This is a genomic window from Vibrio sp. Isolate33, assembly GCF_022397895.1.
Taxonomy (GTDB): domain Bacteria; phylum Pseudomonadota; class Gammaproteobacteria; order Enterobacterales; family Vibrionaceae; genus Vibrio; species Vibrio pomeroyi.
This window is the reverse complement of sequence record NZ_JAKEUP010000015.1, coordinates 1-23,161: the sequence shown is the minus strand read 5'-3', so window position 1 is coordinate 23,161 and position 23,161 is coordinate 1. Positions and strand designations below refer to the sequence as shown.

The 23,161-nt window shown below is 44.6% G+C and carries 24 protein-coding genes; 10 read left to right on the top strand and 14 right to left on the bottom strand.

The window, feature by feature from the left end; genetic code table 11:
* Positions 1-35 precede the first annotated feature (35 nt).
* The 8 genes from rseP to rpsB all read right to left on the bottom strand — a co-directional run bounded on the left by rseP (position 36) and on the right by rpsB (position 7,626).
* Positions 36-1,394 carry a sigma E protease regulator RseP gene (rseP, locus tag L1D37_RS18270; protein ID WP_239848716.1) on the bottom strand — a complete coding sequence of 453 codons (1,359 nt, stop codon included), beginning with the start codon at positions 1,392-1,394 and terminating at the stop codon, positions 36-38.
* Entirely contained in the window at positions 1,391-2,599 is a 1,209-nt protein-coding gene (gene ispC / locus L1D37_RS18265) for a 1-deoxy-D-xylulose-5-phosphate reductoisomerase (RefSeq protein WP_239848714.1), read from the bottom strand. The genes rseP and ispC overlap by 4 nt, the downstream gene beginning before the upstream one ends.
* A 50-nt stretch (positions 2,600-2,649) precedes the next feature.
* Positions 2,650-3,492 carry a phosphatidate cytidylyltransferase gene (locus tag L1D37_RS18260; RefSeq protein ID WP_239848713.1) on the bottom strand — a complete coding sequence of 281 codons (843 nt, stop codon included), beginning with the start codon at positions 3,490-3,492 and terminating at the stop codon, positions 2,650-2,652.
* A 15-nt stretch (positions 3,493-3,507) separates the two neighbouring features.
* Positions 3,508-4,260: an isoprenyl transferase gene (locus tag L1D37_RS18255; protein WP_239848712.1), complete on the bottom strand. Its 753-nt coding sequence runs from the start codon at positions 4,258-4,260 to the stop codon at positions 3,508-3,510.
* A 98-nt stretch (positions 4,261-4,358) separates the two neighbouring features.
* On the bottom strand, positions 4,359-4,916 hold the full coding sequence (gene frr, locus L1D37_RS18250) for a ribosome recycling factor (RefSeq protein ID WP_026084234.1): 558 nt from the start codon (positions 4,914-4,916) through the stop codon (positions 4,359-4,361).
* A gap of 97 nt (positions 4,917-5,013) precedes the next feature.
* Entirely contained in the window at positions 5,014-5,745 is a 732-nt protein-coding gene (gene pyrH, locus L1D37_RS18245; RefSeq protein ID WP_017630771.1) for a UMP kinase, read from the bottom strand.
* A 162-nt stretch (positions 5,746-5,907) separates the two neighbouring features.
* Complete coding sequence (tsf, locus tag L1D37_RS18240) at positions 5,908-6,753, bottom strand: translation elongation factor Ts (protein WP_017630772.1); 846 nt, start codon at positions 6,751-6,753, stop codon at positions 5,908-5,910.
* Positions 6,754-6,894: 141 nt separating this feature from the next.
* A complete protein-coding gene (gene rpsB / locus L1D37_RS18235; protein ID WP_009847420.1) occupies positions 6,895-7,626 on the bottom strand; it encodes a 30S ribosomal protein S2 in 732 nt (243 codons plus the stop codon).
* 457 nt (positions 7,627-8,083) lie between these two features.
* Here rpsB and map point away from each other — a divergent pair, with 457 nt between their 5' ends.
* The 3 genes from map to L1D37_RS18220 all read left to right on the top strand — a co-directional run bounded on the left by map (position 8,084) and on the right by L1D37_RS18220 (position 12,273).
* Positions 8,084-8,962, top strand: a complete 879-nt coding sequence (map, locus tag L1D37_RS18230) for a type I methionyl aminopeptidase (RefSeq protein WP_239848710.1) — start codon at positions 8,084-8,086, stop codon at positions 8,960-8,962.
* Between the two features lie 141 nt (positions 8,963-9,103).
* Positions 9,104-11,725, top strand: coding sequence for a bifunctional uridylyltransferase/uridylyl-removing protein GlnD (gene glnD, locus L1D37_RS18225; RefSeq protein ID WP_176680302.1), 2,622 nt, complete (start codon positions 9,104-9,106; stop codon positions 11,723-11,725).
* 164 nt (positions 11,726-11,889) lie between these two features.
* Positions 11,890-12,273, top strand: coding sequence for a DUF3461 family protein (locus L1D37_RS18220; RefSeq protein ID WP_017056299.1), 384 nt, complete (start codon positions 11,890-11,892; stop codon positions 12,271-12,273).
* Between the two features lie 88 nt (positions 12,274-12,361).
* On the opposite strand, the gene truC is transcribed toward L1D37_RS18220, so the two are convergent.
* Both truC and L1D37_RS18210 read right to left on the bottom strand, forming a co-directional pair.
* Positions 12,362-13,111 carry a tRNA pseudouridine(65) synthase TruC gene (truC, locus tag L1D37_RS18215; RefSeq protein WP_239848709.1) on the bottom strand — a complete coding sequence of 250 codons (750 nt, stop codon included), beginning with the start codon at positions 13,109-13,111 and terminating at the stop codon, positions 12,362-12,364.
* Positions 13,111-13,425 (bottom strand): YqcC family protein, encoded by a 315-nt coding sequence (locus L1D37_RS18210; protein WP_239848708.1) that lies wholly within the window; start codon positions 13,423-13,425, stop codon positions 13,111-13,113. The genes truC and L1D37_RS18210 overlap by 1 nt, the downstream gene beginning before the upstream one ends.
* 87 nt (positions 13,426-13,512) lie before the next feature.
* Between L1D37_RS18210 and L1D37_RS18205 the strand changes: the two genes are divergently transcribed.
* Both L1D37_RS18205 and L1D37_RS18200 read left to right on the top strand, forming a co-directional pair.
* Positions 13,513-14,553 carry a DUF3549 family protein gene (locus tag L1D37_RS18205; RefSeq protein ID WP_239828720.1) on the top strand — a complete coding sequence of 347 codons (1,041 nt, stop codon included), beginning with the start codon at positions 13,513-13,515 and terminating at the stop codon, positions 14,551-14,553.
* 105 nt (positions 14,554-14,658) lie between these two features.
* Positions 14,659-14,967: a DUF3301 domain-containing protein gene (locus tag L1D37_RS18200; protein ID WP_019821602.1), complete on the top strand. Its 309-nt coding sequence runs from the start codon at positions 14,659-14,661 to the stop codon at positions 14,965-14,967.
* Here L1D37_RS18200 and L1D37_RS18195 read toward each other — a convergent pair.
* Entirely contained in the window at positions 14,933-15,451 is a 519-nt protein-coding gene (locus L1D37_RS18195; RefSeq protein WP_017630779.1) for a GNAT family N-acetyltransferase, read from the bottom strand. The genes L1D37_RS18200 and L1D37_RS18195 overlap by 35 nt on opposite strands.
* 765 nt (positions 15,452-16,216) lie before the next feature.
* Between L1D37_RS18195 and L1D37_RS18190 the strand changes: the two genes are divergently transcribed.
* The 3 genes from L1D37_RS18190 (at position 16,217) to L1D37_RS18180 (ending at position 17,829) form a co-directional block, all read left to right on the top strand.
* On the top strand, positions 16,217-16,504 hold the full coding sequence (locus L1D37_RS18190) for a hypothetical protein (protein WP_017110392.1): 288 nt from the start codon (positions 16,217-16,219) through the stop codon (positions 16,502-16,504).
* 22 nt (positions 16,505-16,526) lie between these two features.
* A complete protein-coding gene (locus L1D37_RS18185; RefSeq protein ID WP_017630780.1) occupies positions 16,527-16,970 on the top strand; it encodes a YaiI/YqxD family protein in 444 nt (147 codons plus the stop codon).
* Between the two features lie 118 nt (positions 16,971-17,088).
* Complete coding sequence (locus L1D37_RS18180) at positions 17,089-17,829, top strand: MipA/OmpV family protein (protein WP_239848707.1); 741 nt, start codon at positions 17,089-17,091, stop codon at positions 17,827-17,829.
* 138 nt (positions 17,830-17,967) lie between these two features.
* Here L1D37_RS18180 and L1D37_RS18175 read toward each other — a convergent pair whose 3' ends face one another.
* The 3 genes from L1D37_RS18175 to L1D37_RS18165 form a co-directional block, all read right to left on the bottom strand.
* A complete protein-coding gene (locus L1D37_RS18175) occupies positions 17,968-19,554 on the bottom strand; it encodes an AbgT family transporter (RefSeq protein ID WP_017630782.1) in 1,587 nt (528 codons plus the stop codon).
* Positions 19,555-19,942: 388 nt separating this feature from the next.
* Positions 19,943-20,068 carry a type B 50S ribosomal protein L36 gene (gene ykgO, locus L1D37_RS18170; protein WP_123301017.1) on the bottom strand — a complete coding sequence of 42 codons (126 nt, stop codon included), beginning with the start codon at positions 20,066-20,068 and terminating at the stop codon, positions 19,943-19,945.
* Positions 20,069-20,329 carry a type B 50S ribosomal protein L31 gene (locus tag L1D37_RS18165; protein ID WP_008222928.1) on the bottom strand — a complete coding sequence of 87 codons (261 nt, stop codon included), beginning with the start codon at positions 20,327-20,329 and terminating at the stop codon, positions 20,069-20,071.
* A gap of 124 nt (positions 20,330-20,453) precedes the next feature.
* On the opposite strand from L1D37_RS18165, the gene tsaA reads away from it, so the two are divergent.
* Both tsaA and L1D37_RS18155 read left to right on the top strand, forming a co-directional pair.
* A complete protein-coding gene (gene tsaA / locus L1D37_RS18160; RefSeq protein WP_239848706.1) occupies positions 20,454-21,149 on the top strand; it encodes a tRNA (N6-threonylcarbamoyladenosine(37)-N6)-methyltransferase TrmO in 696 nt (231 codons plus the stop codon).
* A 101-nt stretch (positions 21,150-21,250) separates the two neighbouring features.
* Positions 21,251-22,966: a proline--tRNA ligase gene (locus L1D37_RS18155; RefSeq protein ID WP_239848705.1), complete on the top strand. Its 1,716-nt coding sequence runs from the start codon at positions 21,251-21,253 to the stop codon at positions 22,964-22,966.
* Positions 22,967-23,161 lie beyond the last annotated feature (195 nt).

Below are 23,161 nucleotides of genomic sequence, written 5' to 3'. Positions count from 1 at the left end.
ATTCCTTGCTACTACCAATGCCTGTGAGAAACCATTCACAGACGAGTAAAATCGTTAAATATTGCCAGAGCCATTAATGAGAAGAGGATTGCCCCTCCTACTCTGTATCCCATTTCCTGAACTTTCTCAGGTACCGGTTTACGAGTAACGGCCTCAATAGCGAAAAACAGCAAATGTCCGCCATCAAGCATAGGCAGCGGAACCAAATTAATAATCCCTAAGTTAACACTAATCAGAGCCAAAAAGCCCAAGAAGTAAACCAGACCATAATCGGCGGTTGTACCTGCACCTTTAGCGATTGAAATAGGGCCACTCAAGTTGTTTAAGCCAACATCACCAACGATGAGCTTCTTAAGCATTGTCAGTGTCAAACCAATGATTTGACCTGTTTTATCAAATGCTTTTCCTACAGACTCAATTACACCAAATTGTAACTCAAAGCGATAATCTTCTGGCCATTCTGCGACTTCCGGAGCAATACCTGCATAGCCGATTGTCGAACCATCAGAAAGCTCTCGACTTTTTGGTGTCATAACCAATGACTGCTCAGCACCATTTCGCAATACGACCAAGTCCAAAGATGTCATTGGGTTTGCACGAATTAACTCAACAACCGACTGCCACTGTTCAATAGGTTGCCCGTTAATCTCGACAATTTTATCACCAGCTTCAAGACCTGCATCGTATGCAGCGCCATCATCAATGATTTGAGCCAGTACAGTCGATATCTCTGGAGAATACGGTCTAAAGCCCAACGTTGTCATTGCAGACTCAGTTTCTGGGTTGAACGACCAGTCTGAAATATCCAATGTCATTTGTTGCTCAAAACCGATGTCGTCTTGAGAAGCAACCGTCACTGTCATGGATTGATCACCAATGTGTGATATCAAACCCATATTGACTGATTCCCAATCTGCGGTTTTGATTCCTGAAATAGATTTAAGTTCCATTCCAGTTTTAATTCCGGCTTGTGCAGCAATAGATTGCGGAGTGACTTCACCAATCACGGGCTTAACCGCGGGTACGCCAATCAAAAATACTAACCAATACGCGAACACCGCAAAGATAAAGTTGAATGCAGGACCTGCACCCACTATCGCCGTTCGTTTCCAAAGAGGCTTCTTGTCGAAAGCGTATTGCTGTTCATCTTCAGAAAGATCGTCAACACGACCATCGAACATCTTAACGTAGCCGCCCAGAGGAATCACTGACAAGCTGTATTCAGTGCCATCACGGCCCACTTTACTCCAGATTGATTTACCAAAACCAATCGAGAATTTTTCAACTTTCACACCACAACGACGAGCGACCCAGAAGTGTCCAAACTCATGAACAGCGACCAGAATGCCAAGCGCTACGATAAAAGATGCGAAGTTCCACAGAATTCCACTCATGCTAGCTGCTCTTTAATAAATTGAATGGCTATTTGACGAGACATATTATCGAGCTCGAGAAGGCTTTCCAAGCTATCTAAGCCCTCAGAGTTATGTTGTTCACATACTTTGCTCATAACGTGTTCGTTAATGACAGCAATATCGGTAAACTTCACTTGATTGTTCAAGAAAGCATCGACCGCGATCTCATTTGCTGCATTAATGGCTGTTGTCGCATGCTGACCTAAGTAGCACGCCTCAATCGCTAACCTCAAACACGGGTAACGACTGAAATCTGGTTCTAAGAAGGTAAGCTCGCCCACTTTAGTAAAGTCTAAAGGCTTAACACCCGCCTCAGTACGATTAGGGTAAGACATTGTCAAAGCAATTGGCGTTGCCATATCTGGTTCGCCCATTTGAGCAAGCACAGAGCCATCCTTGTACTGGACCATAGAATGAATCACAGATTGAGGGTGGATGATGACCTTTAGCTGTTCCTGAGAAGCATTAAATAGCCATTTCGCTTCAATGTACTCTAGCCCTTTATTCATCATAGTCGCAGAATCGACAGAGATCTTAGGACCCATAGACCAGTTAGGGTGTGCAATTGCACGTTCAGGTGTCACTGATTCGAGCTCAGCCACATCGGTATAACGGAAAGGACCACCAGAACCCGTCAGAAGAATATGGTTAATGCCGTTTTCTTCAAGGTCACAGCGGCCTAGGTTAGTTTGTACGTTCTGCGGAAGGCATTGGAAGATAGCATTATGCTCGCTATCGACAGGAAGTAGTTCTGCACCGTATTCTTCCACGGCGTCGATAAACAACTGCCCAGACATCACCAAAGCTTCTTTGTTTGCAAGCAAGATACGCTTGCCCGCTTTAACCGCAGACATCGTAGGAAGTAGACCTGCCGCACCGACAATCGCAGCCATTACTGTATCCACGTCTTCTAAAGAAGCAACCTGACACATGCCTTCAGTGCCTGAAAGGACTTGAATGCTTGGGTAATCCGCAGACAACATGTCAGTCAACTTAGATGCAGCATCAGGACAAGCCATAGCAACATAGCTTGGTTGCCACTTTTCAACGAGCGCCAGCATCTTTTCAACATTCGAGCCGGCAGCCAGTGCTACAACCGAATAGAGATCTGGGTTTTGCTCAACGACTTTTAGGGTACTTGCACCAATTGAGCCAGTAGCGCCAAGGATAGTTAGATTTCGCATCACATATGACCGTAGAAATGTAATAAAGGGCAGAATCACTGCCCTTTTAATTAGAATGCTAAATAAAGCAGAGCAAAGACAGGGAATGCAGCCGTTAAGCTATCTATTCTATCAAGTATACCACCATGACCAGGAATCAGATTACTACTGTCTTTCACCCCAGAAACACGCTTAAACATGCTTTCAACAAGGTCGCCAAGAACAGAGATAACGACGGTCACAAGGGTAATAACAATCATGTGAAGCGGGCTGGTGAATTGGATATCAAACAAATCAGCAAAGATCCAAGCCACGATCACTGCAGTAATAATGCCGCCAATCAGACCTTCAATGGTCTTGTTAGGGCTTACCGCTGGCGCCATCTTACGCTTACCAAAGCTCTTTCCTGCAAAATAAGCACCGCTGTCTGCAGCCCACACGAGCAAGCAAACAAACATCACCAATTTCGCACCGTGGTAAGGGTCTACATCAATACCATTAGCACGCAGGATAACCACACTCCAGAAGAATGGTAGCAGAGTCAGCACACCAAAGGCGTGACGAAGAAGAGAGGAATCTTTCCATGCCGGCATAGACTTAGGATAAGTCACAGCCATGCCACTTGCGATTACCCACCAAATCGAACCAATCGTTAGAATGGCGTAGTGAGCACTCGATAAATTATTGAGACTAAATGCATCAAAAGGGATAAAAGCAAAACTTGCAGCACTTACCACAACCGTAGGAATCAACGCTAGATAACGCGATTTGCTTTCAACAAATTGAGTCCACTCCCAGTATCCCAATAGCGAAATAACCGCTAATGAAAGAATAAACGTGGGAAGTGATAACTCGAAAATTCCTAGAATAACTAGGGGAGCCAAAATCAACGCCGTAATAATTCGTTGTTTCAAACCAAAAAATCCTTATTAACTGTCCATCAGAGCTTTAATTTGCTCACCGGTGCATCCAAAACGACGCTCACGGTTAACAAACCAAGTCACAGCTTCTACTAAGCTGTCTTCATTAAAGTCTGGCCAGAATTGTTCAGTGAAATACATTTCGGCGTAAGCCAACTGCCAAAGCATAAAATTACTAATGCGGCATTCGCCACTGGTACGGATAAGTAGATCAACCTCAGGAATATCTGCCATCGTCAGGTGCTGTGTAATCATAGCTTCATCAATGTCATCTACATTAATATCGCCAGACTTTACCTGTTGAGCAATAGAGGCCATTGCTTGCTGGATATCCCACTTACCGCCGTAGTTAGCTGCAATATTAATAACCATACCTGTATTGGTGCTAGTCAAAGCTTCCGCTTCTTCTATCTTCTTTTGTAGTCGATCATTGAAACGACTTTTATCACCAATAACACGAAGTTGTAGATTATTTTTATGAAGCTTTTTTACTTCACTCGATAGCACTGAAATAAACAGTTCCATCAAGATACCGACTTCTTCTTCAGGACGACGCCAGTTTTCGCTGCTAAATGCAAAAAGAGTGACTGCTTTGATGCCAAGTCTGGCTGCAGAAGAGATGGTTTTACGAACGGCTTGAACACCGTTTTTATGACCAAAGACGCGAGGCTTGCCCTGAGCTTTTGCCCAGCGACCATTACCATCCATAATGATAGCAATGTGTTTAGGAAGAGAGTCTGTGAACGCTTGAGAATTATGCATAAAAGAGTGAATCAAATTCTAATAGTCGAACAGAGTAGCATAAAAAAACGCTGCACCGTGAGTACAGCGTTTTTCCGGAAAGAAAAGAATAGGGATAATTAAACTTCCATCAACTCTTTTTCTTTAGTTGCTAGAACTTCGTCTACGTTCTTAACCGCAGCGTCAGTTAGCTTTTGAATTTCGTCTTGTGCTTTACGATCTTCGTCTTCAGAGATTTCTTTATCTTTAAGAAGCGCTTTTAGATCGCCATTCGCGTCACGACGGATGTTACGGATAGCAACACGGCCACCTTCAGCTTCGCCACGAACGATTTTAACTAGGTCTTTACGACGCTCTTCCGTTAGCGGTGGAAGTGGAACACGGATAACCGTACCAGCAGACATAGGGTTTAGGCCTAGGTCAGATGTTAGGATTGCTTTTTCTACTAGAGGAGTCAGTGTTTTATCAAACACTGTGATAGCTAGTGTACGTGCATCTTCAGCGATAACGTTAGCTACTTGAGTCAAAGGAGTTGGAGCACCGTAGTACTCAACAGTCAGACCAGAAAGTAGGCTTGGGTGTGCACGACCTGTACGAATCTTTTGCAGGCTGTTTTTTAGTGCATCAACACTTTTTACCATGCGCTCTTGAGCGTCTTTTTTGATTTCGTTAATCACAATTTCACCTTGATTATGTTCTTTCTTCAAGAAAGCTTTTTATTTGGAGTGATAAGGATAAGCTTACCGAAGTATAACCTTCAGTAAGCCCGAAAAATTAGTCAGCGTCGCTGATTAATGTACCTTCAGTTTCACCCATAACCACGCGACGTAGTGCGCCTGGCTTATTCATGTTAAATACGCGGATTGGCATTTTGTGATCACGTGCTAGCGTAAATGCAGCCAAGTCCATTACTTTAAGTTCTTTATCAAGAACCGTGTTGTAAGACAACGTATCATACAGCTCTGCGTCTGGGTTTGCTACAGGGTCAGAAGTAAATACACCATCTACCTTTGTCGCTTTTAGAACTACGTCAGCTTCGATTTCGATACCACGTAGACATGCAGCAGAATCCGTAGTGAAGAATGGGTTACCAGTACCAGCAGAGAAGATCACAACGCGACCTTGACGTAGTTGGCTGATTGCATCTGCCCAGTTGTAGTCGTCACACACACCTTTAAGAGGGATTGCTGACATTACACGTGCGTTCACGTAAGCACGGTGTAGAGCGTCACGCATTGCAAGGCCGTTCATTACCGTTGCAAGCATACCCATGTGGTCACCAACAACGCGGTTCATGCCAGCTTCTGCAAGACCTGCACCACGGAAAAGGTTACCGCCACCGATAACAACACCTACTTGAACACCTAGTTCAACCAATTCTTTTACTTCTTGAGCCATACGATCAAGGATCGTCGGGTCAATACCAAAACCTTCTTCGCCTTGTAGTGCTTCACCGCTAAGTTTTAACAGAATACGTTGATACGCTGGTTTAGGGTTCGTAGTCATGGAGTTTACCTTCCAAAGAGTTGATGATTAACAGTCATGGATAAAAACTGAACATGTCAGTTTGCATTCATAACAGCTAACGTTGCGAGCAAAAAATAATTCACTATTCATAAAAAGACCGCAGCAATGGCCACGGTCTTTTTTCAAACAATACGCTAAGGATTAACCTTTTTGTACCGCTGCAACTTCGTCAGCGAAGCTCATTTCAGCAGCTTTCTCGATGCCTTCACCAACTTCTAGACGTACGAAGTTAGATACTGAAGCGCCTTTCTCTTTAAGGATAGCGCCAACAGTTTGCTTAGGCTCCATGATGAAAGCTTGACCAGTTAGAGAGATTTCGCCCGTGAATTTCTTCATACGGCCAACAACCATTTTCTCTGCGATTTCAGCTGGTTTGCCTTCGTTCATAGCGATTTCAACTTGAACTGCTTTCTCTTTAGCAACTACGTCTGCAGGTACGTCTTCTGGGTTTAGGAACTCAGGACGTGATGCAGCAACGTGCATTGCAACGTGCTTAAGAGTTTCAGCTTCGCCTTCACCAGCAACAACAACACCGATTTTCTCGCCGTGACGGTAAGAAGCTAGTGCAACACCTGAAACGTATTGTACGCGACGGATGTTGATGTTTTCGCCGATTTTTGCAACTAGAGCAACGCGAGTTTCTTCGAACTGTGCTTGTAGCTCTTCAACAGTTGCTTGAGAAGCTACTGCTGCAGCTGCAACTTCTTCTGCGAATGCAGTGAAGTTAGCATCTTTTGCTACGAAGTCAGTTTGACAGTTAACTTCAAGAAGAGCAGCTACGCCGTTCTCTTCTTTGATGATGATTGCGCCTTCAGCAGCAACGTTACCAGCTTTCTTAGCTGCTTTCGCTGCGCCAGATTTACGCATATTTTCAATTGCTAGTTCGATGTCAGCGTTTGCTTCTACAAGCGCTTTCTTACATTCCATCATGCCAGCGCCAGTGCGCTCGCGAAGTTCTTTAACTAGAGCAGCAGTTACAGTTGCCATTCTCTATTCCTCGGTTGATTCGAAAATAAGGTAAAAATCAGGGGCCAAAATGAGGCCCCCGATCTAACTATAACTTAGCTTACATTTAATAAAGATTTCAAAATCTAAATTAGCTAAGCCAAGCGTGATTCAGAGCCGCTATTATTCAGCTTCTACAAAACCATCTTTTTCAGCAGCTACAGCAGCAACATCTTTGTTACGACCTTCTTTAACCGCGTCTGCAGCAGCGTTTAGGTAAAGCTGTACTGCACGGATTGCATCGTCGTTACCTGGGATAACGAAGTCAACGCCGTCTGGGTTAGAGTTAGTATCAACTACAGCGTAAACTGGGATACCTAGGTTGTTTGCTTCTTTAACTGCGATGTGTTCGTGATCAGCATCGATTACGAATAGAGCGTCTGGTAGGCCGCCCATGTTCTTGATACCACCAAGAGATTTCTCTAGCTTCTCCATTTCGCGAGTACGCATTAGAGCTTCTTTCTTAGTAAGCTTGTCGAAAGTACCGTCTTGAGCTTGCGCTTCAAGTTCTTTCAGACGCTTGATAGACTGACGAACAGTTTTGTAGTTCGTTAGCATACCGCCTAACCAGCGGTTGTTAACGTAGAACTGGTTGCTGTTGATAGCAGCTTCTTTAACAGCTTCAGATGCAGCGCGCTTAGTACCAACAAAAAGAACTTTACCTTTCTTCTCGCCAACTTTAGCGATTTCAGCTAGAGCGTCGTTGAACATTGGTACAGTTTTTTCTAGGTTGATGATATGTACTTTGTTACGAGCACCAAAGATGAATGGCTTCATTTTTGGGTTCCAGTAACGAGTTTGGTGACCGAAGTGAACACCAGCTTTAAGCATATCGCGCATTGATACAGTTGCCATTTTAAAATCCTCTATGGGGTTAGGCCTCCACATCCCCCATGAATCCGACCCCTAACAACTAACCACTTTTCAGCCGTTATTCGTGTTGTTGAGGCACCCCGGAACATGTGTCGGAATGTGTGTGATTTAAAGATATAAGTTAGTAGACACAAAGTCAGTTTCGCCAATTGGAGAAAACAGTCCTGATGTCCGGCGCGCTTTATACCATATTTTGTCTATCTATGGCTAGAAAAAAATCTAAAAATGGCGACTGCTATACTGATCCCTAAAGGCGAATTTCCTCTATAAATAGTGTCCCTTTCCAATCGCTTCGGTATCAACAAACCGAACATTATTCATTCAGGTTGAGCAGTATCCACCAGCATTGTACGGATATGGGAATGTTGCGCTAAATTGCTGCACTGATAGAATAGCCCCAATATGCACACTTAGGTGCTACCAAATTAAGAGATATGCAATGGCTGTAAAAATTAAAACTGCTGAAGAAATTGAAAAAATGCGCGTCGCCGGCAAGCTGGCTTCTGAAATTCTAGAGATGATCGAACCTCACATTCAAGTGGGTACAACGACAGAAGAGCTAAACCAAATCTGTCACGAGTACGCTCTAGAAAGAGGCGCATACTCAGCACCACTTGATTACCACGGTTTCCCTAAGTCAATCTGTACGTCTATCAACCACATTGTGTGCCACGGTATTCCAGCATCACAAGATGAGACTGGCAGCACTGGTCAATTCAAACCTGCTGTACTGAAAGATGGCGACATCCTGAACGTTGACATCACAGTAATCATCCCTGATGACGAAAACGCAGATCTAAGCACTCGTCCACAAGGCTACCACGGTGACACATCTAAGATGTTCCTAGTGGGTGAAGTATCACCGGCTAACAAACGTCTGTGCATGGTTGCTCAAGAAGCACTTTACGAAGGCATGCGCCAAGTTAAGCCAGGTGTTCAACTTGGCCAAATCGGTACTGCTATCGAGAAGTACATCAAAACAAACAACAAGAACAACCCACGTGCGAAGTTCTCTATTGTTAAAGATTACTGTGGTCACGGTATCGGTTCTGAGTTCCACGAAGATCCACAAGTGGTTCACTACAAAAACAACGACCGCACAGTGCTGAAACCGGGCATGTGTTTCACTATCGAGCCAATGATCAATGCTGGTAAGTTTGGCTGCCGTCTTGATGACCAAGATAGCTGGACAGTATACACAGCAGACAGCAAGAACTCGGCGCAGTGGGAACACACATTGGTTGTGACAGATACAGGTTGTGAAGTATTGACACTACGCAGCGACGATACGATTCCACGTATCATGAAAAACGCTTAGTTCACCGAACTGAACGCATCAGCCTTTTAAAAATATCCTCGCCTTGTCGAGGATATTTTTTTACCCACTCAATTTCGATTTTCCATCAGCTTCTGTTAAATTGTTTACTATTCTCATTTGCTTGCACGGATAGCAGACCCTATGCCTTATCAATGCCCTCTTACGTTCAATGACGAACAAATTGAAATCTGCGAATTAAAAAATCAGCTCGAGATCTTCACGCAGTATCAAAAAAATGAATTCCTGAATCATCACCCAGTGACCGACTTAGTGTTGCTGCGATCCGAATACATGGACTTGCTTCTTAATCGGCTATGGGAGCATTTTGGATTCAACAAACTGCCTCATATTTCTCTCGTCGCTGTAGGCGGATATGGTCGTGGTGAACTTCATCCCTTATCTGACATTGATATCCTTATCGTCTCGCAGAAAACATTGCCACCAGCACTCGGTGAAAAAGTCAGCCAGTTCATCACCCTACTCTGGGATTTAAGACTCGAAGTCGGCCACGCAGTACGTACCATTGCAGAGTGTCTTGATATCGGCATTGATGATTTAACCGTTGCAACCAACCTGCAAGAGTCGCGTTTATTGTGCGGCAGTGAAGACACCTTCCAAGAACTGAAGCTGAAGATTCATTCTGATTCATTTTGGCCAAGTGAGACTTTCTATAAGGCTAAGATTCAAGAACAAAGAGAGCGTCATGCTCGCTATCACGACACCACTTACAATCTAGAACCCGATATCAAGTCGACTCCGGGCGGACTCAGAGATATCCATACCTTGAGCTGGGTTGCGCGTCGACACTTCGGTGCCACATCTTTACTTGAGATGAGTAAGTACGGCTTTCTGACTGATGCGGAATATCGTGAGTTGGTGGAGTGCCAAGATTTCCTATGGCGCGTTCGTTTTGCGCTGCATATTGAATTACGCCGCTACGACAACCGCCTGACGTTTGCTCATCAAGCTCAAGTCGCTGAACATTTGGGTTATACGGGCGAAGGCAACCGTGGCGTTGAGATGATGATGAAAGAGTTCTACCGCACGCTTCGTCGTGTCGCAGAACTCAATAAGATGCTGCTTAAGTTGTTCGATCAAGCGATCATTAACGGTGGTCAGACTCAAGACGCTGAGATTCTTGACAATGACTTCCAGCGCCGTGGCTCACTGATTGAAGCGCGTAAGCCTGCTCTATTTCAAGCGAGACCAGAAACCATTCTCGATATGTTTATTCATATCGCAAACGACTCGTCCATCGAAGGCGTTAGCCCACCTACATTGCGACAGCTACGAACGGCACGTCGTCGATTGAACCGATTCCTGCATACGATTCCTGAAGCTCGCGAGAAGTTCATGGCCTTGGTTCGTCATCCCAATGCTCTGCACAAAGCCTTTAGCTTGATGCACAAACTGGGCGTACTCTCGGCATACTTACCCCAGTGGAGCCAGATTGTCGGTCAAATGCAGTTCGACCTGTTCCATGTTTACACCGTGGATGAACACAGTATTCGCCTGCTCAAACACATCAATCGTTTTAGCCAAGTAGAAAACCACGACAAGCACCCTATTTGCTGTGAAGTGTATCCTCGCGTACAGAAAAAAGAGTTGCTGATTCTTGCGGCTATCTTCCATGACATCGGTAAAGGGCGCGGCGGTGACCACTCCGAAATCGGTGCGGTCGAAGCTTACTCTTTCTGTATTGAACACGGTCTATCGAAACCAGAAGCGAAGCAAGTAGCATGGTTGGTACAAAACCACCTGCTGATGTCTGTTACTGCGCAGCGTCGTGATATCTACGACCCGGATGTGATCACCGAGTTCGCCAAGAAAGTGCGTGATGAAGAATCATTAGAGCTATTAGTGTGCTTAACCGTCGCAGATATCTGTGCAACCAACCCAGAACTATGGAACAGCTGGAAACGCACCCTGTTAGCAGAGCTATTCCACTCAACACAGCGTGCATTGCGTCGCGGCTTAGAAAACCCTGTAGATGTACGAGATCGTATTCGTCATAACCAACAAATGGCATCAGCACTGCTGCGTAAAGAAGGATTCACCGCTCGTGAAATTGAAGTGTTGTGGCAACGCTTTAAAGCCGATTACTTCTTGCGTCACACACATAAACAAATCGCTTGGCACTGTGAGCACTTACTTCGTCTAGAAGACCCAAGCCAACCGCTCGTGCTGATCAGCAAGAAAGCGACACGTGGTGGAACAGAGGTATTCGTTTACTGCAAAGACCAAGCAGCACTTTTCGCAACTGTGGTTGCCGAGCTTGATAGACGTAACTTTAACGTTCACGACGCGCAGGTCATGGTCAGCAAAGATGGTCATGTTTTGGATACCTTTATCGTACTTGACCAACATGGTGAAGCGATTGATGAAGCAAGGCACAAAGCCGTGGCTAAGCACCTGACTCATGTTCTGGCTGATGGTCGCCCGACTAAGATCAAGACACGCCGCACGCCTCGTAACTTACAACACTTCAAGGTGAAAACTCTGGTTGAGTTCCTACCAACCAAGAGCAAAAAGCGCACCTTAATGGAGTTAAGGGCTCTCGACACGCCAGGTCTATTAGCTCAGGTCGGTGCTACCTTTGCTGAGTTAGACATCAATTTGCACGGCGCGAAGATCACTACTATTGGTGAACGAGCAGAAGATTTGTTCATTCTGACCAGTGAAGCGGGAGGAAGACTTTCTGAAGAACAAGAGCAAGCGTTGAGAGAAAGATTAACGGAACATGTTTCTGAACTTGCGCCCTAAAAAGAGAATCTAACCATCGAATAAATGTGGGTAAAGATAGAGAGCGATCTTGCCCACAACTTACAATCAATTCCCAGATATCAACTATCTAGCTCGTCATTAGGCTGCTACATTGATTAAGTCAATTACATAAAAGTATTACATTCATAAACTAGAGGTCGCTTATGTATCCAAACCTCACTGGCTTAGGTATCCACGAACCTAAACAGATTGAACGTTACTCCCTTCGCCAAGAAGCGCACAAAGATATCCTGAAGATTTACTTTCGTAAGCAGAAAGGTGAACTATTCGCGAAAAGCGTTAAGTTTAAGTACCCACGACAAGTAAAAAGTGTGCTTGTTAGCGGTGGCAACAATCAATACAAAGAAGTGACTGAGATAAACCGCAACCTCACTCTTGTGATTGATGAACTGAACAAGATCACCAAACCGACACCAACCACTGAGATGGATGTGAAGCAGAAGATCCTTACTGACTTGCGCCACCTAGAGAAAGTGGTATCAAGCAAGATCTCTGAGATCGAAGCTGATCTAGAAAAGCTAAAATGATCCCGAGTACAGACATTAAAAAGGGCTGATATCATTATCAGCCCTTTGTTTTACTCTACTTTCTATACCTACTTAGATGCGTGTGCTTTTACTTAGACGAACACGCTTTAGCATCGATTAAGTTGGTGTCCCACTCAAAGGTTTCAAACAACCTTAACCACGTTTCATCTAGGTTCGCCTTCATTACCAACTCTTCTTTAGTAAAAGGATGAATGAAGCGTAATTCAGACGCATGCAGCAACAAACGGTGCGAATCTAGATCATCACGAAACAGTCGGTTGTGCTTACCGTCACCATGTGAGGTATCACCCACGATTGGATGCCTTAGGTGAGCCATATGACGACGCAGCTGATGTTTGCGACCTGTCTTTGGCATCATCTCAACCAAACAGTAGCGGCTAGTCGGAAAACGTCCTGTCGAGTATGGCACTTCGACTTTTGCTAGCGGTTCATAGATTGTCACCGCCTCTTGCGCTTCTTTGTCTTCTTTCGCGAACTTATCAGCGATCTTATCCAACTCAACCTTCAGCGCGTAATCAAGCGTATCGCCCTCTTCTATCCAACCACGAACAATTGCATGGTAAGTCTTTTGCATCTCATGGTTAGCGAACATTGGCATCACCTCAGACGCAACCTCACTCGATAGAGCAAACACCAATACGCCAGACGTTGGGCGGTCTAAACGGTGCAGAGGAAAGACGTGCTGACCAATTTGATCACGCAGAGTTTGCATCACAAATTGAGTCTCGTGTTTATCCAACCATGAGCGATGCACTAGCATACCCGCAGGCTTATTCACCGCGACAAAATACTCATCTTGATAAATGATCTCTAACATTACGCGCATACCTCATCAATGCTCTGAATCGTCACTAGCAGTTCGGCCTTGTCTGCCTCATTTTTCCATACTTCACCAAAGTAAGGGTGAATAGCAAAGCCCTTTGGTAAGCTCATTCGTGCATCCATCATTGCGTTGATCTTAACGATGAAGATCCACTGCAACCACTCTTCAGGTTGTAACGAATCAATCGCGAAAGGTTCTACACTGGCCAGAGCTTGGTCCGAAGGTGGAACATCACTCCACAGCGAACATTGGCGCATTTGTTGTTCTAATTGTTGAAGTAAAAGAGGTAACTTTGTGGCAGCTGTCATTTTTCACCAAGTTATTTATCTAGTGACCTTGAAATTGGGGCATAGAGTACCATCTATTTAGGAAAGAAAGTTAGGAGCTTTATTACTATGGAAACGATTCACACGCTCACTCAGTTACTCAAGAATAGCGGTTGCCAATACGATATCTACGACCTAGGTCGTCGTATTCAGAAGATCGACAACACCTTATTCTCTGATGTTGAGCAAGGGAAACAGCCGTACCCATTTCCACTTCAGAAACAAGCTCACTTAGCCATTAGTTACTGGAACGAACACAAGCAGCCTTGGATTTGGTTCCTAAAGTTCAAGCTGGACGAAAGAGGCCTATTGCATCAAGGCGATGTCGGCAACTTCCTTAAGTTTGTTATAGAAGCAATGGGCACACGTTTAAACGGCGAGATCAGCGAAGAGCAACAACAAAAGCTGTCTAACAACCCATACACGTTTAAGCCTTCAGAAGACAAGATGGCCGTATTCCATAGCCAAGTCAGAGCAGGTTTAGACCTGGCGACGAGCCAATACTACGAACATGCTCAACACTACTTCACTGGTGATCTAGGCTGGGACAACTGGAAAACGGTTGGTCTTCAAGGCATCACCGATATGTGTGCTCGTCTAGGCAGCCAACAAAACGGTGTCGCGATTCGCAAAGCATTGAATAAACTGCCATCAGAACCTCTATACGCAACGCTAGGGGCGCTTGAGCACACGCAAATCAATGACAAACTGGCTCAACGCTTACAAGAGATGGCTGAAAATGAGATTAACAGCCAAGAACCGGATCTGTTCTTGCTGTCTGCGTTGGTTCGTGCCCTTTCTGGTGCTGAGCAAAGCACAACGAATGCCGTAATTAACCAAGTTCTGGCTAGCCCACGCTTAAGTCACCAAGAGGTATTAATTGGTTTGGCTGGTCGAAGCTGGCACGCACTGCAAGATCCAGCGATTGCTGAGCAATTCTTGCTGCGTCTCGCACAAACGGGTAACCAAAACTTGTTCAATCAGTTATTTGCCGATTTAGTGATGATTCCAACTCTGAGAATGGTATTTTTACCGCTACTGAACTCAAACCCATCACCAGAACTTGCAAACGCACTGGTCGAACTGCAGCAAGCGGCCAAAGCTAAATAAGCAAAATAGGCTAAATAAGCTCACAAAGAGAGTCACTCTGTAGCTCATCAAAACGCGCAGCTATCACAATTGGAATGAAGAGATAAAAAAGGAAGTATAGATTAAATGATAGATAACTTATTGGCTATTTTGTTTCTGTGCTTCTTTTGCTTTTTATTTTGGCAGCAACGCAGGCAATCAGAGCTTGCGAAGGCCGCCATTGCGAGAAAGTGTAAAGAACTGGACTTACAGTTGTTGAGTGTCGCTTTTAGTGGTCATAAGCTTAAGATGCGCCATGAGTTAACTACGATTTGGCGCTGGCATACTGTGTATCAATTTGAATTTTCAGCGTTAGGTGATGACCTGTACCAAGGCAAACTGACTATGGTAGGCTTCCGCTCTATGCGGTTTGAGCTACAGCCTCATAGAATGTAACGTCACAATACGCGGTGTAGCGATATTCATGATAAGGGCCAAACTGATCTTGTTTGGTCTCTTTAAATGCAAACCCGAGCTTTTCTAATAACTTAATGGATGGATTATGACCGACATTGACGGTTGCGACGACATTCGTTAGGTGCTCTTCAAAACACACCAAGCTAAAGAAAGGTTTTAGCACTTCACTCGCAAGACCTTTATTCCAGTGTTCTTTATCCAAAATAAAGCCAAGTTCATGCCTGCCTTTTTCCGATGAAATAAAGACATGTCCTAGATATTCGCGAGTTTGGTTATGGATGATCGCACGGCAAAAGCCGACGTTGTCTTGCAGTATTTCTTGAAAAAGGTGCTTCGCAGAGGCAACAGAGTGCGGCCCGTTCATTTCAGCACGATTAATGGGGCAGCAGTTTAACTTGATAAAGTCGAGTTCTAGCTGTTCAGTATAAGGTACCAACAGCGTTCTTGAGGTTGCTATCGTCATAAAACACTCCTTGTGTTGACCATTAGCAGAAAAGCAGATGTCGCGCTCTTAGATGAAAAGCTCTCGATTAAAAAGCCTCCTAGACAGAGAAAGCTTCAGAAAAAGAAAAGCCCCGACACCGAAGTGTCAGGGCTAGGGTCTTACTCGCAGCAGTCCGGCTACTAATTAATGCTCCATGCATCATCCATAATAGTGGCTGTAATCCTTCAGCTCTTTCCTTTACTTCGCCGTCCTAGCGGTGTCCAATCATCCTGAAAGCTAACAATCCTAGTTAGCGCACATCACTTGTTCCGTGAGCGGTGTCCTTTACATCGTCCTGATGCTAATCCAACCCTTTAATCCTAAAGGTGTCCATTGTCATTCCGTTGCAGCTAACTTCCTGTTAACTGACTGTATCCCTACAATGTCCTTACGCTCCATGCTTGATCACTCAATCCTAAGTAACCAAATCTTCATCCTGAAGATAACCAAATCCTTGGTGCTTTCCTGTTCCGTGTCAGAATCCTTCCGACAAGGTTTAATCTACGCGATTTAGGATTTCGGACAATAGATTTGCATCACACTTTGAACTCAATCGAGTTGTTAATTATATAAAACAATTAAAATTCAACACCTTAACCATATGCATATCAATCTCTCTAGACAAGTATTCGTGTTATCTCACAGCCTTTGTAAGAGATCTCTCACACGCCATGGGATGTTTTATGATTCGCTATCATCCACCGGAGCGAGTAAAATGACCAAAGACTAAAAATGGAGGTCAACATGCTGACAAAAGATGTTTCTGAAGAGTTGAAATCGGTGCTTGAAGGACTGCAAGCACAAGGCAAAGAGCCGACTGTTGCATTAGTTAAAGCTCGCATGAGTACATCGGTTCCAATGCCTGCTTTAATCACAACCATCAAGAGCTGGAAAAGTGCGAATCGCGTACCTAAAGTTGAAGTCGCAACACAAGAAGAGCCAGCACTAGATCGTGTTAGCCAACTGGAAAAGCAAATCCTAGAACTTACCGCTCGTGTTGCCACGCTTGAAGCTAAGTTAACTGAACAATAAGCTAACTGAGAAATAGAACACTATGAAGATATGGGTTGATGCGGACGCTTGTCCCAAGGTTATCCGAGAAACCATCGTACGCGCAGCTGAGCGAACTGGTGTTGAATGCACCTTCATCGCAAACCACGTTGTTCCTGTACCAAAACGAGTGAACATCCACTCGATTCAAGTACCAAGCGGCTTCGATATCGCCGACAACGAAATAGTAAAACGAACAGAGAAAGGCGACCTTGTCATTACTTCAGACATCCCCCTGGCTGACGAAGTGATCACCAAAGGCGCTCTGGCGCTAAGCTCGCGCGGTGAGCTTTACACCAAAGAGACCATTAAAGCGCGTCTCAACATTCGTGATTTTATGGAAACCATGCGTTCAAGTGGTATCCAAACTGGCGGACCAAGCACCCTTTCTCAAACCGACCGTCGTGAGTTCGCCAACCATCTCGATCGCCTGCTAGCAAAACGCTAACCTCGACTTTTCTTATTAAGAGAGAGCTCAAAGCCATCTCTTAGTCGCAGTAGCCATGATGAAATTTTAATCGACATACTCCGTTCTTGATATTTATTACAATAACGGAGTATTGATTATGGTTCGTCGAATCGCCCTCTCTCTATCCATTCTTTTTTGCAGCACTCAGCTTTCCTTTGCCGATGGAAGTTTTGCTGATGAAGAATACGGAATCATAGGAGGCAGCATCACCTATGGTGAAAGTGTTTTCTCCACTAAAAGTTATCCTCAACTCGGTGCAACACCCAACCTCTTCTATTCTGGCCAGAAAGGCTTTATTGATGGCAGCCTCGCCAATTGGCAACTGCTACCTTATGTCGGGTTATCCGGAAACTGGCGCTTTGCTGAGGTGTCAGATACCTTCGTTGACCTGCCTAATGGTATTCAAGACAGAGATGGCAATGGAGAGTTAGGGATAACCTTAGGCACGGTAGGCGCACGCCTCACCTATTTACACGACGTGACTTCTGAACATAACGGCTACGAAGTTCAACTTCACTTAGGCAGAACCTTAGAGACGTGGACCCAGCCATTCACTATTACGCCTTACCTAGAAGTCGACTATCGAGACAAAAAGCTCTCAAATCATCTTTACGGCATTTCGAACGCTGAAGCTTCTTCCTCAGGTTTGAGTCAGTTTGATTCTGGGTCAACCTTTGTCTATCAAGCCGGGTTAATCGGACTCTATGAGTTCACACCCACTTGGATTGGTATCGCACGAGCTGACTTAATACATCACGACAGCAACAGTGACTTGATCCAGCGAGATTTAGGTTGGTCACTTGAATTAGGGGTAACCTATCGTTTTGCGGGGTTGTAAGCTTGTTGGCTGCAATAATTTATAGACTTCAAGAATTTGCAGACTCCAATAAAAAGAGCCTGCATCAATGCAGGCTCTTTGTTATCTCATCGTGTATCCAGTTGATAGCAAATCAAAATGTTCGCCTATCACTGCTTACTAAGGCGTGTAGTACGTTGCAGCACCCGGACCTACTGGTAGGCCAAATACGAATACCCAAACGTAGAACATTAAGCTCCAACCAACCAAGAATACGATTGAGTATGGAAGCATAGTTGCAATCAGAGTACCGATACCTAGGTTCTTCATGTAACGCGTCGCTACAGCAAGGATTAGACCGAAGTAGCTCATCATTGGAGTAATGATGTTCGTTGTTGAGTCACCGATACGGTAAGCAGCTTGAATCGTTTCTGGTGCGTAGCCTACTAGCATTAGCATTGGAACGAAGATAGGTGCTGTTACTGCCCACTGAGCAGAAGCCGAACCGATCATTAGGTTAATGAAGCCACACATTAGAATGAATGCGAAGAACAACATTGGACCCGTTAGGCCGATATCCTGTAGGAACGTAGCACCTGCAACTGCGAATACTTGACCGAAGTTAGTCCACTTGAAGAAAGCAACAAACTGAGCAGCGAAGAACACAAGTACGATGTACATGCCCATTGAAGACATAGACTTAGACATTGCATTGATTACATCACGGTCTGTTTTCATTGTGCCGGTAACTTTACCGTAAACAAAACCAGGAACTGCGAAGAATACGAAGATGAACGCTACGATACTTTTCAGGAATGGAGAGCCCGAAACCGTACCTGCTGCTGAACGCAGAACACCGTCAGCTGGAACAATCGTCCATGCAAGAAGTGCAGAAACCGCTAATACTGCGATACCCGCTAGCTTAAGACCTTTCTTCTCAACGTCTGTTAGCTTACCCATTGAATCATTTGATAAATCTTCAGACGCTTCTTCGTCGTTGTATTTACCCAGTTTTGGTTCAACAATCTTCTCAGTTACAAATGCACCGGTAATCGCGATGAAGAAAGTAGAAACAAACATGAAGTACCAGTTTGATTCAGGACCAACGTTGTAAGTCGGGTCGATCATTTGTGCTGCTGTTGTGGTAATACCAGAAAGCAGTGGATCAACCGTACCGATTAGAAGGTTTGCAGAGTAGCCACCAGATACACCAGCAAATGCTGCCGCTAGACCTGCTAATGGGTGACGACCCAAAGAGTGGAAAAGCATTGCTGCAAGCGGGATAAGTACTACATAACCAAGCTCTGAAGCCGTGTTAGAGATAATACCGGCAAAAACTACGGTTACCGTAACCATGCGCTTAGATGCGCCCATTACCATGCCACGCATCGCCGCAGATAATAGACCTGAGTGCTCAGCAATCGCTACACCTAGCATTGCAACAAGCACGGTACCTAATGGCGCAAAGCCAACAAAGTTTGTCACTAGATTAGTAACAATGAGCTGTAAGCCTTCAGCATTAAGTAAGCTTACAACGTAGATCATGCCGTCAGCAGCACGACCTGGAGCACCTTCTGGACGCGGGTCCATAACAGATACTTCAAAATATCCAGCGATACCTGAAGTAACTAGAATAGCGACACAGAAGATTGCGAAAAGAGTGATCGGGTGGGGTAATAGATTCCCCAAATACTCAACACCATCGAGAAAACGGGTAAAAATAGGTTTCTTTGGCGAGTTGTTTTTTATTGAAGCTGATGAACTCATCAGTTCCCTCCTTGTAGTGATTCCTATGCAATTGTGACAAAAATGTTCAAATTGCCAGCGAAGGGTACGCGACAAAATTATCAATTAGAAATTCAAAATGTTACAAAATGTGTAACAAACGACGATTTTTAACTCTATTTGAACAATTAATTAGCAAATAAATCTACATTAAATACAAAATCTAGATTTATAATTCACAACTTCGCATTCACTACAAATATAACTAACGATATAACCTATTGATTCACTTGAAAATAAAACACATCGTACGCTAAATAAACAGTCTATCTTTAATCAGGTTCCTCTTGAGGGAAAAGAAAAGCAGGCAAATGAATGAAGTTTGACTTTCCCCTCGTTTTTTACACACGTGTCACATCAAATTGACGGCTTATTTCTGAACCGCTTTGAATCTCGGATTGGTTTTACAGATAACATAGTGGCGGCCTCGGCGTTTTACTATCTGGCAATCCGGGTGACGGTTCTTTGCACTTTTCAGTGATTTCACGACTTTCATTTATTTCGCTCCCTTACCTAATTGACCAAAACGACGAGTGAAGTTTGCAACACGTCCCTCTTTATGTAGCACTCTCTGTTTACCGGTATAGAAAGGGTGCGACTTTGACGACACTTCAATGGTGAAGTAAGGATAAGTATTGCCATCTTCCCATTCGATAGTGCGGTCTGTTTTCAGCGTAGAGCCGATTAAAAAGTACTCATCAACGCTAGTGTCATGGAACACCACTGTGCGGTAGTCCGGGTGGATATTCGGTTTCATTGTCTTTCCCTAAATAATTAACTTGTTATGCTATAACATTGCAAATGATAATCATTATCAAAAGAAAAACAAGCGAATTTATGATATTTTTCCGCCATAGATCGTAATTAGAGAGCGTCTACTCATGTACTCCATTGAACCTATTGGCTTTATAGAGTCTCCTTATAAAGAGAAGTTCGCAGTACCAAGGCAACCTAGATTGGTGCCAACATCCACCTCAAGAGTCAGGCTGGTTGATACGGCAAACTGCCTTGAATCTGTTCGTAACATCGAACAATTCAGCCATGTGTGGCTGCTATTTCTATTCGACAAGAACCTTGAAGCAGGCTGGAAACCAACAGTGAGGCCACCTCGACTCGGTGGTAATGAACGCATAGGTGTGTTCGCATCACGTGCGACATTCAGACCGAATGGGATTGGTATGTCCGCGGTTGAGCTCAAAGGTGTCTCTCAAGAAAAGGGGCAAACTTGGTTGGATTTGGGCAGTGTCGATCTCGTCGACGGCACGCCGATCATCGACATCAAACCTTATATTCCCTACTCGGATTCGATTCCTGATGCATTAGGAGGGTTTGCCGCTGATGAACCTGAAGTGCTAGACGTGAACTTTTCACAGCAAGCCCAAGCGAAACTGGCACAACACCCGCAGGCGCGCCATATCATTCAGGTGATCAAAGAAGTGCTTGGTCAAGATCCACGTCCTGCCTATAAAAAAGGCAAGCCAGACAGTAAAGAATATGCGGTAAATTTGTTCGATCTTAACGTGAAATTCGTTGTTGAAGCGCTTTTCATCAATGTAACTGACATTGAACGCTTTTGAGATCCCAAATAGGCTGATATTATATGCGGCTATATCAGATTTGCTGTCGTCACTCACTGCAGCAAATTTTCTTTTATCAATGATGAAACGGATACCATAGAATGCGTACCAGTAACTACCTTCTTTCTACTCTGAAAGAGACTCCAAACGACGCAGAAGTTATCAGCCACCAGCTGATGCTACGTGCAGGTATGATCCGTAAGCTAGCTTCAGGTTTATATACTTGGCTACCTACCGGTCTACGTGTACTGCGTAAAGTCGAAAATATCGTTCGCGAAGAGATCGATAATGCAGGTGCCGTTGAAATCTTGATGCCCGTAGTTCAACCGTTTGAGCTTTGGGAAGAGACTGGCCGTTCTGAAAAGATGGGCCCTGAGCTACTTCGTTTCACAGACCGTCACTCTCGTCCGTTCGTTCTTAGCCCAACGGCTGAAGAAGTTGTGACGAGCCTAGTGCGTAACGAGATCAGCTCTTACAAACAGCTACCTCTAAACCTGTACCAAATCCAGACTAAATTCCGTGATGAGCGCCGCCCTCGCTTTGGTGTAATGCGTGCACGTGAATTCTCTATGATGGATGCATACAGCTTTGATATCGACAAAGAAGGCTTAGAAAAGTCTTACCAAGCGATGCACGATGCTTACTGTAAAGCATTCGACCGCATGGGCCTTGAATACCGTCCAGTATTAGCAGACTCTGGCGCAATCGGCGGCAGCGGCTCTCAAGAGTTCCACGTTCTTGCTGAAAGCGGCGAAGACCTAATCGCATTCTCTTCTGAATCTGATTACGCAGCGAACATTGAAAAAGCAGAAGCACTCGCTCCTACTGAAGAAGTTGCAGCGCCAACTCAAGAGATGGAACTGGTTGATACGCCTAACGCAAAAACAATTGCTGAGCTTGTAGAACAACACGGTCTAGCAATCGAGAAGACTGTTAAGACTCTATTCGTTAAAGCATCTGATGAAGTCGAAGCAGATATCATTGCTCTAATCATCCGTGGTGACCACGAGCTTAACGAAGTAAAAGCAGAAAACCTTCCACAGGTTGCTTCTCCACTAGAGATGGCTTCAGAAGAAGAAATCCGTGCACTTGTTGGTGCAGGCCCAGGTTCACTTGGCCCTGTTGGCCTAGAGCTACCATTCATCGTTGACCGCTCTGTTGCTGTAATGAGCGACTTCGGCGCTGGTGCAAACGTAGACGGTAAGCACTACTTCGGTATTAACTGGGGTCGTGACGTTGAGCTTGCTCAAGTTGAAGACTTACGTAACGTTGTTGAAGGCGACCTTAGCCCATGTGGTAAAGGTACTATCCAACTTAAGCGTGGTATCGAAGTTGGTCACATCTTCCAACTGGGTAATACTTACTCTAAAGCAATGAACTGTAACGTGCTTGGTCCTGATGGTAAGAGCGTAATCCTAGAAATGGGTTGTTACGGTATCGGTGTTTCACGTGTTGTTGCATCTGCTATCGAGCAAAACCACGATAAATTCGGTATCACTTGGCCAGACGCACTAGCGCCGTTCCAAGTTGCTATCGTACCAATGAACATGCACAAATCTGAGCGCGTTAAAGAAGCAGCTGAGAAGCTATACGCTGAATTAACAGCTATGGGTATCGAAGTACTATTTGATGACCGTAAAGAGCGTCCAGGTGTTATGTTTAAAGATATCGAGCTTGTGGGTATTCCTCACACTATCGTTATCGGTGATCGCAGCATGGACGAAGGTAACTTCGAATACAAAAACCGTCGTACTGGTGATAAAGAAGCTATCGCAATGGACACGGTTATCGAGCACCTTAAAGCTCAACTAGCTTAGTCATCCGCTTACTGACTAGATAAACATTGAAAGGCTGCCATTAGGTGGCCTTAATTATATGGTCCGCCTCACTCTCAAGCCCTTAAGCTTAGAGTAGGCTCTCAGAATGAGGTGAACCATATGTCTTCTATTCATATTTTAGGTATCGACCTAGGTAAACATTGCTTCCATGCTATCGCACATAACCGTTGTGGC

Excerpts from the sequence above, each read along its gene's own strand:
- ykgO (WP_123301017.1), bottom strand. The coding sequence starts at position 20,068 with ATGAAAGTCGTGAAATCACTGAAAAGTGCAAAGAACCGTCACCCGGAT.
- rseP (WP_239848716.1), bottom strand. The coding sequence starts at position 1,394 with ATGAGTGGAATTCTGTGGAACTTCGCATCTTTTATCGTAGCGCTTGGC.
- L1D37_RS18190 (WP_017110392.1), top strand. The coding sequence starts at position 16,217 with ATGCTGACAAAAGATGTTTCTGAAGAGTTGAAATCGGTGCTTGAAGGA.
- tsaA (WP_239848706.1), top strand. The coding sequence starts at position 20,454 with ATGTACTCCATTGAACCTATTGGCTTTATAGAGTCTCCTTATAAAGAG.
- L1D37_RS18210 (WP_239848708.1), bottom strand. The coding sequence starts at position 13,425 with ATGACAGCTGCCACAAAGTTACCTCTTTTACTTCAACAATTAGAACAA.
- L1D37_RS18205 (WP_239828720.1), top strand. The coding sequence starts at position 13,513 with ATGGAAACGATTCACACGCTCACTCAGTTACTCAAGAATAGCGGTTGC.
- truC (WP_239848709.1), bottom strand. The coding sequence starts at position 13,111 with ATGTTAGAGATCATTTATCAAGATGAGTATTTTGTCGCGGTGAATAAG.
- L1D37_RS18180 (WP_239848707.1), top strand. The coding sequence starts at position 17,089 with ATGGTTCGTCGAATCGCCCTCTCTCTATCCATTCTTTTTTGCAGCACT.
- L1D37_RS18255 (WP_239848712.1), bottom strand. The coding sequence starts at position 4,260 with ATGCATAATTCTCAAGCGTTCACAGACTCTCTTCCTAAACACATTGCT.
- L1D37_RS18220 (WP_017056299.1), top strand. The coding sequence starts at position 11,890 with ATGTATCCAAACCTCACTGGCTTAGGTATCCACGAACCTAAACAGATT.
- ispC (WP_239848714.1), bottom strand. The coding sequence starts at position 2,599 with ATGCGAAATCTAACTATCCTTGGCGCTACTGGCTCAATTGGTGCAAGT.
- L1D37_RS18175 (WP_017630782.1), bottom strand. The coding sequence starts at position 19,554 with ATGAGTTCATCAGCTTCAATAAAAAACAACTCGCCAAAGAAACCTATT.
- L1D37_RS18200 (WP_019821602.1), top strand. The coding sequence starts at position 14,659 with ATGATAGATAACTTATTGGCTATTTTGTTTCTGTGCTTCTTTTGCTTT.
- glnD (WP_176680302.1), top strand. The coding sequence starts at position 9,104 with ATGCCTTATCAATGCCCTCTTACGTTCAATGACGAACAAATTGAAATC.
- map (WP_239848710.1), top strand. The coding sequence starts at position 8,084 with ATGGCTGTAAAAATTAAAACTGCTGAAGAAATTGAAAAAATGCGCGTC.
- L1D37_RS18155 (WP_239848705.1), top strand. The coding sequence starts at position 21,251 with ATGCGTACCAGTAACTACCTTCTTTCTACTCTGAAAGAGACTCCAAAC.
- rpsB (WP_009847420.1), bottom strand. The coding sequence starts at position 7,626 with ATGGCAACTGTATCAATGCGCGATATGCTTAAAGCTGGTGTTCACTTC.
- L1D37_RS18195 (WP_017630779.1), bottom strand. The coding sequence starts at position 15,451 with ATGACGATAGCAACCTCAAGAACGCTGTTGGTACCTTATACTGAACAG.
- tsf (WP_017630772.1), bottom strand. The coding sequence starts at position 6,753 with ATGGCAACTGTAACTGCTGCTCTAGTTAAAGAACTTCGCGAGCGCACT.
- L1D37_RS18165 (WP_008222928.1), bottom strand. The coding sequence starts at position 20,329 with ATGAAACCGAATATCCACCCGGACTACCGCACAGTGGTGTTCCATGAC.
- pyrH (WP_017630771.1), bottom strand. The coding sequence starts at position 5,745 with ATGACTACGAACCCTAAACCAGCGTATCAACGTATTCTGTTAAAACTT.
- L1D37_RS18185 (WP_017630780.1), top strand. The coding sequence starts at position 16,527 with ATGAAGATATGGGTTGATGCGGACGCTTGTCCCAAGGTTATCCGAGAA.